The organism is Nocardia sp. NPDC055002 (assembly GCF_053608825.1).
On sequence record NZ_JBSGWE010000002.1, the window covers coordinates 621,424 to 634,787 of the forward strand.

General features: G+C 68.6%; 16 protein-coding genes. 9 read left to right on the plus strand and 7 right to left on the minus strand.

Going from position 1 to position 13,364, the window contains the following annotated elements; genetic code table 11:
* The first annotated feature begins 12 nt into the window (after positions 1–12).
* From ACWF99_RS10080 to ACWF99_RS10090, 3 genes are read left to right on the plus strand one after another with little or no spacing between them, the layout of a single operon-like run.
* Complete coding sequence (locus tag ACWF99_RS10080; RefSeq protein WP_378627434.1) at positions 13–852, plus strand: ABC transporter ATP-binding protein; 840 nt, start codon at positions 13–15, stop codon at positions 850–852.
* Positions 849–1,613 carry an ABC transporter permease gene (locus tag ACWF99_RS10085; RefSeq protein ID WP_452535642.1) on the plus strand — a complete coding sequence of 255 codons (765 nt, stop codon included), beginning with the start codon at positions 849–851 and terminating at the stop codon, positions 1,611–1,613. Before ACWF99_RS10080 ends, ACWF99_RS10085 begins: the two co-directional genes overlap by 4 nt.
* Before the next feature lie 13 nt (positions 1,614–1,626).
* Entirely contained in the window at positions 1,627–2,769 is a 1,143-nt protein-coding gene (locus tag ACWF99_RS10090) for an ABC transporter substrate-binding protein (protein ID WP_452535643.1), read from the plus strand.
* Positions 2,770–2,820: 51 nt separating this feature from the next.
* On the opposite strand, the gene ACWF99_RS10095 is transcribed toward ACWF99_RS10090, so the two are convergent.
* On the minus strand, positions 2,821–3,324 hold the full coding sequence (locus ACWF99_RS10095; protein WP_378627439.1) for a nitroreductase/quinone reductase family protein: 504 nt from the start codon (positions 3,322–3,324) through the stop codon (positions 2,821–2,823).
* A gap of 58 nt (positions 3,325–3,382) precedes the next feature.
* Here ACWF99_RS10095 and ACWF99_RS10100 point away from each other — a divergent pair, with 58 nt between their 5' ends.
* Positions 3,383–3,751 (plus strand): arsenate reductase family protein, encoded by a 369-nt coding sequence (locus ACWF99_RS10100; protein ID WP_378627441.1) that lies wholly within the window; start codon positions 3,383–3,385, stop codon positions 3,749–3,751.
* A gap of 1 nt (position 3,752) precedes the next feature.
* Here ACWF99_RS10100 and ACWF99_RS10105 read toward each other — a convergent pair whose 3' ends face one another.
* The 5 genes from ACWF99_RS10105 to ACWF99_RS10125 all read right to left on the minus strand — a co-directional run bounded on the left by ACWF99_RS10105 (position 3,753) and on the right by ACWF99_RS10125 (position 7,659).
* Complete coding sequence (locus tag ACWF99_RS10105) at positions 3,753–4,304, minus strand: NUDIX hydrolase (protein WP_452535644.1); 552 nt, start codon at positions 4,302–4,304, stop codon at positions 3,753–3,755.
* A gap of 91 nt (positions 4,305–4,395) precedes the next feature.
* Positions 4,396–5,280 (minus strand): membrane protein insertase YidC, encoded by an 885-nt coding sequence (gene yidC, locus ACWF99_RS10110; protein ID WP_452535645.1) that lies wholly within the window; start codon positions 5,278–5,280, stop codon positions 4,396–4,398.
* Positions 5,281–5,373: 93 nt separating this feature from the next.
* Positions 5,374–5,673: a DUF6412 domain-containing protein gene (locus ACWF99_RS10115; RefSeq protein WP_378627447.1), complete on the minus strand. Its 300-nt coding sequence runs from the start codon at positions 5,671–5,673 to the stop codon at positions 5,374–5,376.
* An 82-nt stretch (positions 5,674–5,755) separates the two neighbouring features.
* Complete coding sequence (locus tag ACWF99_RS10120) at positions 5,756–6,769, minus strand: DUF4873 domain-containing protein (protein WP_452535646.1); 1,014 nt, start codon at positions 6,767–6,769, stop codon at positions 5,756–5,758.
* Positions 6,766–7,659 (minus strand): AurF N-oxygenase family protein, encoded by an 894-nt coding sequence (locus ACWF99_RS10125; protein ID WP_378627450.1) that lies wholly within the window; start codon positions 7,657–7,659, stop codon positions 6,766–6,768. The genes ACWF99_RS10120 and ACWF99_RS10125 overlap by 4 nt, the downstream gene beginning before the upstream one ends.
* A gap of 110 nt (positions 7,660–7,769) precedes the next feature.
* Between ACWF99_RS10125 and ACWF99_RS10130 the strand changes: the two genes are divergently transcribed.
* Positions 7,770–8,495 carry a TetR/AcrR family transcriptional regulator gene (locus ACWF99_RS10130; RefSeq protein ID WP_378627451.1) on the plus strand — a complete coding sequence of 242 codons (726 nt, stop codon included), beginning with the start codon at positions 7,770–7,772 and terminating at the stop codon, positions 8,493–8,495.
* Position 8,496: 1 nt separating this feature from the next.
* Here ACWF99_RS10130 and ACWF99_RS10135 read toward each other — a convergent pair whose 3' ends face one another.
* Positions 8,497–9,678: a DUF418 domain-containing protein gene (locus tag ACWF99_RS10135; protein ID WP_452535647.1), complete on the minus strand. Its 1,182-nt coding sequence runs from the start codon at positions 9,676–9,678 to the stop codon at positions 8,497–8,499.
* A gap of 148 nt (positions 9,679–9,826) precedes the next feature.
* Between ACWF99_RS10135 and dop the strand changes: the two genes are divergently transcribed.
* The 4 genes from dop to prcA all read left to right on the plus strand — a co-directional run bounded on the left by dop (position 9,827) and on the right by prcA (position 13,252).
* Complete coding sequence (gene dop, locus ACWF99_RS10140) at positions 9,827–11,326, plus strand: depupylase/deamidase Dop (RefSeq protein ID WP_452535648.1); 1,500 nt, start codon at positions 9,827–9,829, stop codon at positions 11,324–11,326.
* A 119-nt stretch (positions 11,327–11,445) separates the two neighbouring features.
* Complete coding sequence (locus ACWF99_RS10145; RefSeq protein ID WP_019047503.1) at positions 11,446–11,640, plus strand: ubiquitin-like protein Pup; 195 nt, start codon at positions 11,446–11,448, stop codon at positions 11,638–11,640.
* Positions 11,637–12,482 carry a proteasome subunit beta gene (gene prcB, locus ACWF99_RS10150; protein WP_378627456.1) on the plus strand — a complete coding sequence of 282 codons (846 nt, stop codon included), beginning with the start codon at positions 11,637–11,639 and terminating at the stop codon, positions 12,480–12,482. Before ACWF99_RS10145 ends, prcB begins: the two co-directional genes overlap by 4 nt.
* Positions 12,479–13,252: a proteasome subunit alpha gene (gene prcA / locus ACWF99_RS10155; protein ID WP_301901013.1), complete on the plus strand. Its 774-nt coding sequence runs from the start codon at positions 12,479–12,481 to the stop codon at positions 13,250–13,252. The genes prcB and prcA overlap by 4 nt, the downstream gene beginning before the upstream one ends.
* Positions 13,253–13,364 lie beyond the last annotated feature (112 nt).

A 13,364-nucleotide genomic window follows, 5' to 3' on the forward strand; every position in this document is an offset into this window, starting at 1 on the left:
GAAGAAGTACCCATGACCACCTCAGTCGCCGAATCCGGCAGCCCGGGGTCGCCGGTGTCGGCGGCGGTCGAGCTGAGCCATCTCGGCAAGACCTTCGCCGCCGGTGCGGTGACGGCACTGTCGGATGTCTCGCTCACCGTCGCGGCGGGCGAATTCGTCTCGCTCATCGGACCTTCCGGCTGCGGCAAGTCCACCCTGCTGCGGATCGTCGCCGATCTCGAGACGCCCAGCAGCGGCAGCGTCACCGTGCACGGCAAGCCGGCGCGGCAGGCACGGATCGATCAGGACTACGGCATCGCGTTCCAGCAGGCCGGTCTGCTCGACTGGCGCACGGTGGCGGCCAATGTCGAACTGCCCCTGGAATTGCACAAGGTGCCGAAGGCGCAGCGCAGGGCGCGCAGTGCCGAACTGCTCGCCATGGCCGGGCTCAGCGAATTCGCCGACCGGTATCCGGCCGAACTGTCCGGCGGCATGCAACAGCGCGTCGCGATCGCCCGCGCGCTGGCTCGCAAACCGTCGCTGCTGCTGATGGACGAACCGTTCGGTGCGCTCGACGAGATGACCAGGGAACGCATGCAGGGCGAGTTGCTGCGCATCGCGGGGGAGACCGGCGCCGCCGTCGTGTTCGTCACCCACTCGATTCCCGAGGCGGTGTACCTGTCGGACCGGGTGGTGGTGCTGTCCGCACGACCGGGCCGGATCAGCGACATCGTGGCGACCGGCGGCTGGGATCGCGAGGCGGGCACCGATGTGCGGGCGTCCGCGCAGTTCTTCGCCGCCGTCGCCGCGGTGCGCGCGGCCCTGCGCGGCGAGCACGACGACACCGCCGTGGCGGGACGGGACCTGCGATGAAGACCTGGTTGCCGCCGGTACTGGTCGGCATCGTCGTCCTCGCGCTGTGGCAGGTGCTCACCGTGGTGGCGGGCGTGCCCTCGTTCCTGCTTCCCGCGCCCAGCGCGATCGCCACCCAGTTCGGCGAGAACGCGGGCCGGATCCTGGAGGCCTCGCTCGCCACCGGCACGAACGCGCTGATCGGGTTCGTCGCCGGGACGGTACTCGGCCTGGCCGCCGCCGTTCTCGCGGTGCGATTCGGCGTGATCGACGGGCTGCTCACGCCGCTGGCCGCCGCCGCTGCCGCGGTACCGATCGTGGCGCTGGCACCACTGCTGAACTCGATGTACTCCACCACCACCGAGACGCCGCGACGGCTCGTGGTCACCATCGTCGTGTTCTTCCCGGTCTTCGTCAGCACCGCTCGCGGACTGCGGCAGGTGCCGAAGGTGCAGGCCGACCTGATGACCTCCTACGCCGCGTCGGGATGGCAGATCACCCGCACCGTGCGCCTGCCCGCCGCGCTGCCGCACCTGTTCACCGGACTGCGGATCGCGGCACCCGGCGCGGTCATCGCGGCCATCATCGCCGAGTACTTCGGCGGCCTGCAGAACGGACTCGGCAGCCGGATCACCTCCGCCGCGGCCAACACCGCCTATCCGCGGGCCTGGGCCTATGTCGTCGGCGCGATGTGCGTGGGCCTGGTGTTCTTGGCCGCCGTGCTGGTGCTCGAACAACTCACCCGTCGACCCCGAACCCCACTGCTGTCCACGATCCGATGAGGGAGATCAATCCATGACCGAGACCGCACTCCGGTTGCGCACCGCGCTGGCGGTGGCCGCCATGGCCGCCGCCGCGCTGACCGGCTGTAGTACCACCGACAGTGGCTCCGAGACCACCGCCGACGGCCTCACCAAGGTGACCCTGCAGCTGCAATGGTTCAAACAGGGGCAGTTCGCGGGCTACCTGGCCGCGGTGGACCAGGGGTTCTACAAGGAGCAGGGCCTGTCGGTGGAGATCCTCGACGGCGGCACCGACATCGTCCCGCAGACGGTGCTCGCCCAGGGCCAGGCCGACTACGCGGTGGCCTGGGTGCCCAAGGCACTGGCGTCGCGGGAGGCGGGCGCCGGGATCACCGAGATCGCTCAGATCTTCCAGAAATCGGGCACCAAGCAGGTTTCGTTCAAGTCCGAGAACATCGCCGGGCCCGCCGCGCTGCGGGGCAAGACCGTCGGAAACTGGGGCTACGGCAACGAATTCGAGCTCTTCGCCGGGATGACCAAGGCGGGCATCGATCCGGCCAAGGACGTGAAACTGGTCCAGCAGCAGTTCGACATGAACGCCTTCCTCGCCAAGGACATCGCCGCCGCCCAGGCCATGTCCTACAACGAGTACGCCCAGCTGCTCGAAACCAAGAATCCGGCCACCGGAAAGCTCTACACCGCAGACGATTTCAACACCATCGACTGGAACGACGAAGGTGTGGCCATGCTGCAGGACGCGCTGTGGGCCAACACCGAGAAGCTGAAGGACAGCAAGTACCAGGATCAGACGGTGAAGTTCCTGACCGCCTCGCTCCAGGGCTGGGCGTTCTGCCGCGACAACCTCGACAAGTGCCGCGACATCACCGTCGCCGCGGGCGCCACGCTCGGCGCCGGGCACCAGCAGTGGCAGATCAACGAGGTGAACAAGCTGATCTGGCCCTCACCCGCGGGCATCGGCACCATCGACGAGACCGCATGGGATCGCACGGTCTCGATCGCCAAGAACACCAAGAACGCCGAGGGCGCAACGGTTCTCACCAAAGACCCCGATGCCGACGCCTACACCACCGAGTATGTCACCAAGGCGCTCGACCGATTGAAGGCCGCGGGCGTGGACGTGACGGGTGCGAGCTACCAGCCCGCGCAGGTCACCCCCACCGAGGGCGGTAAGTAGTCACCCCCACGCGACGGTCCATCGCACGGCCGATGGATCGTCGCCGTGTGTTCAGAGTGGAGTCAGGCCGATGACCACACCGCCCTGCTGCCAGGTCTGGTAGATGTCGGCCTCGGACGGTTGGCCGTCGGGGAGGTAGCCGATGCCGTTGAACTTCGCGTTCTGCTTGTTGTCGCGCGCGATCACCGCGAACAGCTCCAGGACGTGCTGTTCGTCGGTGTACACGGTGGCGGTGAAGGTTTCGGGTGCGCCGCCCCGCGACAGGCGCACCTGCGCGCCGCCCTGGAGATTCTTCACCCACGGTCGCAGCGCGGTGCCGATCAGCAAGTCGCCGCCGTGCACGGTGTAGGCCACCGGGACGTCGTAGACGACGCCGGATCTGCGTCCGACAACATGCAGGGTGGCCAGCCGTTTGCCGACGATGCCGGACAGCACCGGCACCTTCAGCAGGCCGCGGATGAGGGTATTGAGCTGGGATTGGAAGGAGCGGATCGGCTCGGGGCCGGTGGTCGTCGGTGTGCCGTAAGGGTTTTCGGGAGACGCGGAATCGCTCATGATCCCAGTATCGCCACGTGCGAGCGTGCCCGCAGTGCAGGTGACCTACGCTGCGAAGATGACATCTGGGCAGACCGAGATCTGGCACAACCCGCGCTGCACGAAGAGCCGCAACGCCACCGCGCACCTCGACGCGGCCGGCGTGGAATACACCGTGCGCCGCTACCTCGATGATCCCCCGACTGTCGAGGAACTGCGGGCGGTGCTCACGCGGCTGGGTGCGCAGCCGTGGGATATCACCCGCACCGGGGAGCAGATCGCCAAGGATCTCGGAATGGCGGAATGGGGGCGCACCGAGGCCGATCGGGACCGGTGGCTGAATGCTCTGGCGCAGCATCCGACGCTGATCCAGCGGCCCATCGTGCTCACCGCCGACGGCGGTGCGGTGGTGGCCCGCGACGAGCAATCGCTGCGCGCGCTCGACTGAGTCAGGGTCGCGAGCCGTCGTCGCCGATGAGCAGGCCGTCCAGGACTGCCCGCGTGTCGGGAACGAACGGCCATGCCGGATCACGCAGGTGCGCACGCAGTTCGGCATCGGTCCACCACCAGCCGTCCGCGATCTCGGACGGCTGGTGGACGAACGGACCGTCGGAGCGGTACTCGTAACCGAACAGGTGGCAGCGTAAGGCGCGGCCCGCCCAGTCGCCGTCCCAGGACGCGGTGGCGCGCAACGGGAGCACCGTGCCGACGGGGACGACGATGCCGAGCTCCTCGCGGAGTTCGCGGATCGCGGTGTCGGACGGTGTCTCACCCGCGTCGACCACCCCGCCAGCGAGGCAGTCGTGCATCCCCGCGAAGACGAGTTTGGTGTCGGTGCGCCTGTGGACGTACACGCGGGTTCCGTCGGACGATCGCACGAGAACGCCCGCGCTCGCGTGCCACAGGCCCTCGCGGTACACGGTGCCCCGATCGGCCTCGCCGATCACCAGCCCCTCGGCGTCGTAGACGGCGAGCAGTTCGTCTTCCGGATTCGCTGACACTGCCCGAGGGTAACTGCCGAAAGCGCTGACCGGCGCGCGGTCATCGGCCGCGAGTGCGGGGCATCACGGTCCCCGCATCTCGGCCTGTGATTCACCGTTTCCGGCGCTGTGGCTTCACCCCCGGCCGCGGAGCGGCGGCTCGGGCCGCCGTGGTGACCAGCGCCTTCTTCGCGGATTCCTCGGCGGCCAGAGTGCGCCGGATCAGGTACTGCTGGCCGCAGGTCCACAGCGCGTTGGTGGCGAAATAGGTGAGCACGACGACAGGCAGGACGGCGCCGCTGACGAGCGCACCCACCGGGAACACCCACAGCGACAAGGTGCGCATGATCGCGGCCGTGCTGTTGTCCGCGACCGCCGGGGTGAGCCGGGCCGTGAAGTGCGTGGCGAGGGCGGCGATCAGCACCAGCGGGATGGCGAGCGCGGCGACCGCGACGACAACTTCACCCGCGCCGGACAGGGTCGCCGACAGCGGTGCGCCGAACAATCTGGCATCGAGGAACGCGCGGACCTCGGGTGCGCCGAACAGGTAGTTGGCGGTCGCGTTGTTCACCTCGACCGACAGCGGGCTGTCCGTCGAGGTGAACGGGCCGACCGCGTAGGCGCCGGTCCGGTCGAACGAGCGCAATACGTGGAACAGGCCGAGGAAGACCAGCCCCTGCGCGATCAGCGGTCCGAACCCGGCGAACATGCTGACGTTGTGCTCGCGCTGGAGCAGCCGGATCTGCTCGGCCTGGGCGCGCGGGTCGTCGCGGTGGGTGCGGCGAATGGCGTCCATCTGCGGTTGCAGCGAACGCAGGACTTGCTGGGAGCGGGCTTGCCGCAGCGCGGTGCGCACGAGCAACGCGCGGACGGTGACGACCAGCGCGACGACCGCGAGAAGCCAGGCCAGACCACTGGCCGCGCCGAGCGGGATCGCGAAGAGCTGGTGCCAGCACCACAGGACCGCGGACACGGGAAAATAGACGAAATCGAGCATGACGGGACGACCTGTCCGTGCAGCGTGCGCGAACGCACGAAAGGGGAATGGGATCACGGGATCCGACAGGCGGCGCCGACGGCGCGGCACCTGTCAGAGGTGATCGATCCCCGGAGCTCGTGGACGTGGCCGCCCGGCGGCATCCGGATTGCTCTGTCGCAGAAAGGAACCGCGCAGGCGGCGCTGTGCCGACCGCGGTGGACCCACACTCGCGACCCGGACAGGCAGGTGACTGCGGCCGGTGATCGCGACCAGCGCACACACCATCGCGGCGGCGACCGCACCGAACGCGAGCATGCGGGTGGCCTCGCCGCCCGGTGTGGAGATGAGCACGAAGGCGGGCAGCACGCACGCGAGAACCGCGTACGCCACCACCATTGCCCGTGCCTGCATGTCACCGATCATACCGACGCTGGAAGGTGCCGGTGGTTGCCCGCGGAGTCCGACAGCCCACTCGCCGTGCGTGGGCGTGGCTCTACGTCTCGAGCGCGAAGGGCGGGGTGCCGACACCGGTGACACGGAGATTGCCCCACGGGTCGCGTTCGGCGAGGTTCGCTGCCGCGGGTTCGCGGCCCGGCAGGACGAGTAGGGCGCAGGCTCGCGTCGGGTCGGGGAGCGAAGTGGACCCGGCGGGGTCGAGGCGGCCGTACCAGTGGTAGCGGCCGTCGATCGGGTCGGTATGGCCGGTGAGGGTGGCGATGACGGGATACTCGGCGCCGGGTAGATCCAGGACGGCAGGCCCGGCGTAGTCGTGATCCGAGTGCCGGTCGGCGGCGACGGTGATGTCGAAGTGGTGGGGTTTCGGGCGGCCCGGGCGACGTGTGCTCAGGGTCGGATCGAGCAGGCGGTGGTATTCGTGCTGGGTGCTGGCTCGCACTTCGATCCGGGTGCCTGATTGCCGCTGCAGAGCGCGGACCCAGGTGGCGATGAGATCGATGCGGACCGACTGGGCGACCGGCGGTTCCTCGACGGCGAGCTCGGTATTGCCGACGAAGAACAGGTTCGGGAAGCCATGGGTCGCGATCCCGCGAAAGGTGACCGGAGCGTGCGACCACGCCGCGTCGAGCGTGCGAGCCTCACGTCCCGTCACCGGTAGTCGGACGCCGGACGCTGTCGCGGGCAGGGCGCCGCGGTGACGGTGTGCGGATTCCGATGCGGCGCCGGCCCGCAGGCGCCAGGTGGTGTCGGCGGCCAGAATCACCACCCTCGCCTGGGCGGGCGCGTTCCCGGCCGAGTGGATCAGCCAGTGGTCCCCGGCCTCGTCGAAAACGAGTTCGCTGATATCGGCCAGCCGCCGGGGGACCGGCCGATCCTCGCGAGACAGCCATCTGCGCGGTGCCGTCCACGGTGTCCGGCGCTGTCCGCCGACCGGAGATCGGGACGCATTGCCCGCTGAAACCGGTTCGTAGACACATATTCCGGCGATTCCGGCCGCTCGCAGCCGCCGCACGATCGCCCGGGATTCGGTCCCGATGACCGCGACGCTCACAGCAGACCCACCGCCCGCCACCGCCTGCGCCCGGCCGATCCGATCAGTCCGTGCTGACCCAGGAACGTCACCAGCTCCGCCGCCCCGGTCGCCCTGGATTCCCGCGCGACCGGATTACGAAGTGCCGCACGACGTGCCTGTCGACCGTCGAGGCCGGCGCGAATGTACATGTGCCGGTTGGTGATCAGCGACACGAACAGCGGTCCGGCCACCGCCACACACAGGCGGATATAGGCCCGCTCACCGGCCGACATCGCGGGCACGCGCCGCGCCAGCGCGTCCCTGGCGAAGCCGATGTGGCGTGCCTCCTCGGTGACGTGGATGCGCATGGCGCGCGCGACGATCGGCTGCAACTGCGGATCGTCGAGCATCCGTCGCTGCAGGGCGTCGAAGATCTCCTCGCCGACCAGGGCCGCCACCCACACCATCGGGCCGTGCAGCACGGCGGGTAGCGCGGTGATCGCGAGCCGCGCCGCCGGACGCGGCCAGTACGGGCGGGCCTCGACGCGCTCGATGAGTTTGCCGAACATCATCATGTGCCTGCACTCGTCGGCCATCTCGGTGAGCGTGTAGTGCGAGGTCGCGGACGTGGGATCGCCGCGCAGCAGCTCGCGCAGCAGCAGCCGGTTGAGCAGGTTCTCGAACCAGATGCCGACCGAGAGCACATTGGCCAGTTCCTGGCGCGAGAGTTCCCGCTGCTGGTCGGGCGTCATCGCCGCCCACAGGTCGGTCCCGTAGAGCGAGATGACGCGCGGTGGCAGGAACAGCTTCGCCGGGTCGAGGGGTTCGGCCCAGGCGATGTCGACCACCGGGTCGTAGGTTCTTCGCAGCGAGCCGATCAGCAGGCGCTGGGCGAAGGAATCGCGCGGGGAGGCGGTAGCGTTGCGCATCGCGGGCTCACTCTCGGCGGAACGTGCCACGCTAGGTGTTACAGCGTGTATCACCAAGGTTAGTGGAACGTGGTGTCACGGTCAATGCTGGTCCGGGTATCGTTAGCACTGTGACTGCACCATCCGCGCACGCCGATCAGACCGCCGCCGACGGTCGCGCCACCCGCTGGCACGGGCACAAAGAGCGCCGTCGTGCGGAGATGATCGACGCCGCCATCGAGGTGATCGAGGAACACGGTCTCGAGATCTCGGTACAGCTGATCGCCGAGCATCTGGCACTGCCACGGCCGGTGGTCTACCGCCATGTCGGTGGCCGGGCCGAACTCGACGCGCTCTCACGGCAGCGGATCCTGGAACTGCTGCTCGCGGAGTTGCTGCCCGCCCTGCAGTCCGAAGGCACCCTCAAAGAAGCCGTGCGCGGCGCCATCGGCACCTACCTCGGCTGGATCGAGCGCCACCCGAACCTGCACCGCTTCCTCGGCGACGCCGCACCGCAGGGTGCGCCGAGCCTGAGCGGCGCCGGCCGCGCGGTGGGTGGACAGCTCGCCGACATCTTCGCGGCCACCCTGGCCCGCTTCGGCATCGATCCGGCGCGTGGCCGGCCGATGGCGTTCGGCATGGTCGGCCTCGTCGACGGTGTGGTGGCGAGTTGGCGTGCGGAATCGGAGCCGGTGCTGACCAGCGAGCAGGTGCAGGGCATTCTGACCGAGTCGGTGCTGTCGCTGTTCGAGGGCAATGCGCGTAGTCTCGGCGTTCCGCTGCAACGGGATTCGCTCATCGCCGACCTGCTCATCGCGCCGGACGCGGCCCCGCCGCCCGACGAGCGGCTGCGCTGACTCACCCGGCCAGCGCGCGATAGGTCCGATTCCACAGCCACTCCACGGGACCGCGCTCGAAACGCCGCAACCACAGGTGCGCGAAGATGATGATCGCGACGGCCACGGCCAGGTAGATCGCCACCGTGAACGGCACCCTGGCCGAATCCGATACCCGCGCCGCCAGGCCGAAACCCCAGCCGTAGCAGAGGATTCCGGCGATCAGATTCTGCAGGATGTAGCAGCTGAGCGCGGTGCGGCCGACTTCGCTCAGTCGTGTGCCCGCGAACCCGAGGCGCGGCCTGCGCAGATAGAACTCCGCGACCGCGGCCAAGATTCCGAGGGCGACGAACGGTGCCGTCGCGTACCGGGCGACGAAGACGAAGTCGCCGCCGCCCGCGATGCCGAGCGTCAGATCCAGCGGCGCGGCGACCGCGAACCCGAGCACCATGAGCCGCCGTCGAATGCGCGCGCCCTCGGGTCGGAAGACGCCCGCCCGGAACAGTCGCGCGCCGAGCAGGAACAGGGCGATCGACATCGGGAACACGAAGATCGCCTCGAGCCGGAAGATCAGCGCGTGGTCGAGGCGGAACAGCACCAGATCCCAGAAGGAGCCGTCCGCGTAGGGATTGGGATCCAGCGGCGCCGATTCGGCGCTGTCCTGCTGTGGCGCGAAGGCCAACGCGGCGGCTATCGACGTCAGCATCGTCACGTGGACCGAGGCGGCGATGATCAGCCAACGGCGTTGCGCTCGTCCGGTTGTCGCGAGTATGTAGGCGACGACGAGGCCGGTCATCGCGTAACCCATCAGGACATCGAACTCGGCGACGAACAGAAAGTTCAGCAGGCCGTCGAGGAACAGCAGCCCCGCGCGGCACGGATATCTGCCGGGCCACGGCCGGCCTGCCCGCTGTGCCGAACCCTGCTGGATGGCCAGGCCGACCCCGAACATCACCGTCAGCAGGCCGAGGAACTTGCCCTGCGCGAGCTGCTGGAGTACCCGCTCGGACCACATCCAGGCGTTCTCGGGGGCCGTGGCGAGCTCGTCGAGGTAGCCGACCATGCCCGCCGGGTTGGTGAAGATCCAGATATTGGTGCCGAGGGTGCCCAGGATCGCGATGCCGCGCAGCACATCCAGCGCGATCAGGCGAGCGGGCCGGGGCGCGACGGGCGCTTCGGTGGTGGGTGCGACGACATCGGTCATGCACCGAGTATCAGCGCGTGAGCGGCCCGGCGGATCGCTCACGAGAACGATTCCGGGGTCCCCCTCTTGGGGGAGGTTGCCGGCCTCCAGCAGCCCCGCTGGGCCGAGATGCGGGTGCGGGTACAGCGCGTCGCCTAGGCTCGACGGTATGCAGCGCATCATCGGAATCGAGGTCGAATACGGCATCTCGACCCCTACGGAGCCGACGGCCAACCCGATCCTCACCTCCACGCAGGCCGTTCTCGCCTATGCCGCCGCCGCGGGAGTGCCGCGAGCCAAGCGCACCCGCTGGGACTACGAGGTGGAATCCCCGCTGCGTGACGCGCGTGGTTTCGACCTCAGCCGGATGAGCGGGCCCGCCCCGGTCATCGACGCCGACGAGGTCGGCGCGGCCAACATGATCCTCACCAACGGCGCCCGGCTCTACGTCGACCACGCCCACCCGGAGTACTCCGCCCCCGAGGTCGTCGACCCGCTCGACGCGGTGATCTGGGACAAAGCGGGCGAGCGGGTGATGGAGGCGGCCGCCCGGCACGCGTCGAGCGTGCCGGGGGCGCCCCGGCTGCAGCTGTACAAGAACAACGTCGACGGCAAGGGCGCGTCCTACGGCACCCACGAGAACTACCTGATGAGCCGCGACACCCCCTTCAGCCACATCATCGCCGGACTGACCCCGTTCTTCGTCTCCCGCCAGGTGATCTGTGGCGCGGGCCGGGTCGGCATCGGTCAATCGGGTGACCACGCCGGTTTCCAGCTGTCCCAGCGTGCCGACTACATCGAGGTCGAGGTCGGCCTCGAGACCACGCTCAAGCGCGGCATCATCAACACCCGCGACGAACCGCACGCCGACGCCGACAAGTACCGGCGGCTGCACGTGATCATCGGTGACGCCAACCTCGCCGAGATGTCGACCTACCTCAAGGTCGGCACCACCGCGCTGGTGCTCGACATGATCGAGGCGGGCGAGGACCTCTCGGAGTTCCAGCTGGCCCGCCCGGTCACCGCCGTGCACCAGATCAGCCACGACCCGACGCTGCGCGCCACCGTCGCGCTGGCCGACGGACGCGAGCTGACCGGCCTTGCGCTGCAACGGCTCTACCACGAGCGCGTCGCCAAGTTCGTCCAGCGCGAAGCCAACGAAGACCCGCGCGTGCTCGACATCATCGACAAGTGGGCGATGGTCCTCGACCTGCTCGAGCGCGATCCGATGGACGCCGCGCACCTGCTCGACTGGCCGGCCAAACTGCGACTGCTCGAGGGCATGCGCACCAGGGAAGGCCTGGGCTGGGCCGCGCCCAAACTGCACCTGATGGACCTGCAGTACTCCGACGTTCGCCTGGACAAGGGGCTCTACAACCGCCTGGTTGCCCGCGGGTCGATGGAGCGGCTCGTCACCGAACAGCAGGTGCTCGACGCGATGACCAACCCGCCCACCGACACCCGCGCCTACTTCCGCGGTGAGTGCCTGCGACGCTTCGGCGCCGATATCGCCGCCGCCAGTTGGGATTCGGTGATCTTCGATCTCGGTGGCGATTCGCTGGTCCGGATTCCGACGCTGGAACCGCGCCGGGGCACGAAAGCGCACGTCGGCAGGCTGCTCGATGCCTCGCGCACGGCCGCGGAACTGGTCGAGCAGCTCACCCACTGACGCGATCGAGGGGTCGACTGCGCGACAATCCGATCGCTATCGACCACCTTGTCGGATCCGCTCGGTAGGGTTGTGGGACACACACGATCATCGTGATGAGGAAGAGGAGGTCGGCTGCCATGGCACAAGAGCAGACCAAGCGCGCCGGGGGTGGCGACGAGGACGAGGGCCCCGAGGGCGTAGACGCGGCAGGGCAGGAACGCCGCGAGAAGCTCGCGGAGGAAACCGACGACTTGCTCGATGAGATCGATGACGTGCTCGAAGAGAACGCCGAAGACTTCGTGCGGGCATATGTGCAGAAGGGCGGCCAGTGACCCCAGGTGACCCCTTGCGCCTCCACGCGGGGCGGGCTCTCTCCTCGTTCACCGAACATCTCCGCATGCACGCTCCGGACCTGTTGCCCGCCAACAGGTTTCCGGTCTCGGATCTGACCGCGACGAAGGATCTGGCGCCGCACGGCACCACCATCGTCGCGGTCACCTACCGTGGCGGCGTGCTGATCGCGGGCGACCGCAGGGCCACCATGGGCAACCTGCTGGCCAGCCGCGATACCGAGAAGGTGTACATCACCGACACCTTCTCGGCCGCGGGTATCGCCGGTACCGCGGGCATCGCGATCGAGATGGTGCGGCTGTTCGCCGTGGAGCTGGAGTACTACGAGAAGATCGAAGGCGTGCCGCTCACCTTCGACGGTAAAGCCAACAAGCTGTCGAAGATGGTTCGCGACAACCTGCCTGCCGCCATGCAGGGCCTGGCCGCGATCCCGCTGCTGGTCGGTTTCGACGACCAGATCCTCGACCTCGACCGGTCCGGCCGCATCGTGTCCTACGACGTGGTCGGCGGGCGCAGCGAGGAGCGGTTCGGCTACACCGCGGTCGGCTCCGGTTCGACGTTCGCGAAGTCGTCGCTGAAGAAGCTCTACCAGCGCGGCATCGACCAGGACCGGGCGCTGCGGATCGCGGTCGAATCCCTGTTCGACGCCGCCGACGACGACACCGCCACCGGTGGTCCCGACATGCTGCGCGGGATCTACCCGACAGCGGTGGTGATCGACGCCGACGGTGCGGACGAGATCGGTGAGGATCGTCTCGCCGAGATCGCCCGCGGTGTGATCGCCGACCGGGAAGCCGCGGAAGAAGGGGGCGCCGTCCTATGACGCTGCCGTATTACGCCTCGGCCGAGCAGATCATGCGCGACAAGACCGAGCTCGCCCGCAAGGGCATCGGTCGCGGTCGCAGTGTGATCGTGCTGGTCTACGCCGACGGCGTGCTGTTCGTCGCCGAGAACCCGTCGGCGACGTTGCACAAGGTCAGCGAGCTCTACGACCGCGTCGGATTCTCCGCGGTCGGCAAGTACAACGAGTTCGAGGCCCTGCGCCGCGGCGGCATCTTGCAGGCCGACCTCAAGGGTTACCAGTACGACCGGCGCGATGTCACCGGGCGTGGACTGGCCAACCTGTACGCGCAGACCCTGGGGTCGATCTTCACCGATCAGCTCAAGCCCTACGAGGTGGAGATCTGCGTCGCCGAGGTGGGTTATCCCGAACAGTCACCGACCTCGGTGCTGTACCGGATCACCTTCGACGGGTCCATCGTCGACGAACGCGAGTACGTCGTCATGGGCGGCACCACCGAGCCGATCCTGACCCAGCTCAAAGCCACCTACAAGCCGGGTCTGTCCCTGGACGACGCGTTGAAGGTGGCGATCGGCGCACTGCTGGCCGGTCAGCCCGAAGCCGACAAGGACAAGCGTTCGCTCGGTGAGGCCTCCCTCGAGGTGGCCACGCTCGAGCAGCAGCGGCCGCGCCGGGCGTTCCGCAGGCTGCAGGGCCCCGCCCTGGAGTCGGCGCTGGCCGCGTCGAAGTCCAAGCCCAAGCCGGTCAAAGAGGCGAAGCTGCCCGAACCCGACGACGACGCGGGGAAATAACCCACCGTCACGATCATGATCGGGCCTGCGAATCACACCGGTTCGCAGGCCCGATCTCGTCGTGTGCGCGGAGGTCGTTCGCTGTCCGAATCGTTGTGAACACGTATGCGAA

What these genes read in the sequence shown, in the direction of transcription:
- ACWF99_RS10145 (WP_019047503.1), top strand. Translation starts at nt 11,446, where the DNA reads ATGGCACAAGAGCAGACCAAGCGCGCCGGGGGTGGCGACGAGGACGAG.
- ACWF99_RS10080 (WP_378627434.1), top strand. Translation starts at nt 13, where the DNA reads ATGACCACCTCAGTCGCCGAATCCGGCAGCCCGGGGTCGCCGGTGTCG.
- ACWF99_RS10095 (WP_378627439.1), bottom strand. Translation starts at nt 3,324, where the DNA reads ATGAGCGATTCCGCGTCTCCCGAAAACCCTTACGGCACACCGACGACC.
- ACWF99_RS10085 (WP_452535642.1), top strand. Translation starts at nt 849, where the DNA reads ATGAAGACCTGGTTGCCGCCGGTACTGGTCGGCATCGTCGTCCTCGCG.
- ACWF99_RS10125 (WP_378627450.1), bottom strand. Translation starts at nt 7,659, where the DNA reads ATGCGCAACGCTACCGCCTCCCCGCGCGATTCCTTCGCCCAGCGCCTG.
- ACWF99_RS10115 (WP_378627447.1), bottom strand. Translation starts at nt 5,673, where the DNA reads ATGCAGGCACGGGCAATGGTGGTGGCGTACGCGGTTCTCGCGTGCGTG.
- prcA (WP_301901013.1), top strand. Translation starts at nt 12,479, where the DNA reads ATGACGCTGCCGTATTACGCCTCGGCCGAGCAGATCATGCGCGACAAG.
- yidC (WP_452535645.1), bottom strand. Translation starts at nt 5,280, where the DNA reads ATGCTCGATTTCGTCTATTTTCCCGTGTCCGCGGTCCTGTGGTGCTGG.
- ACWF99_RS10100 (WP_378627441.1), top strand. Translation starts at nt 3,383, where the DNA reads ATGACATCTGGGCAGACCGAGATCTGGCACAACCCGCGCTGCACGAAG.
- ACWF99_RS10090 (WP_452535643.1), top strand. Translation starts at nt 1,627, where the DNA reads ATGACCGAGACCGCACTCCGGTTGCGCACCGCGCTGGCGGTGGCCGCC.
- ACWF99_RS10135 (WP_452535647.1), bottom strand. Translation starts at nt 9,678, where the DNA reads ATGACCGATGTCGTCGCACCCACCACCGAAGCGCCCGTCGCGCCCCGG.
- dop (WP_452535648.1), top strand. Translation starts at nt 9,827, where the DNA reads ATGCAGCGCATCATCGGAATCGAGGTCGAATACGGCATCTCGACCCCT.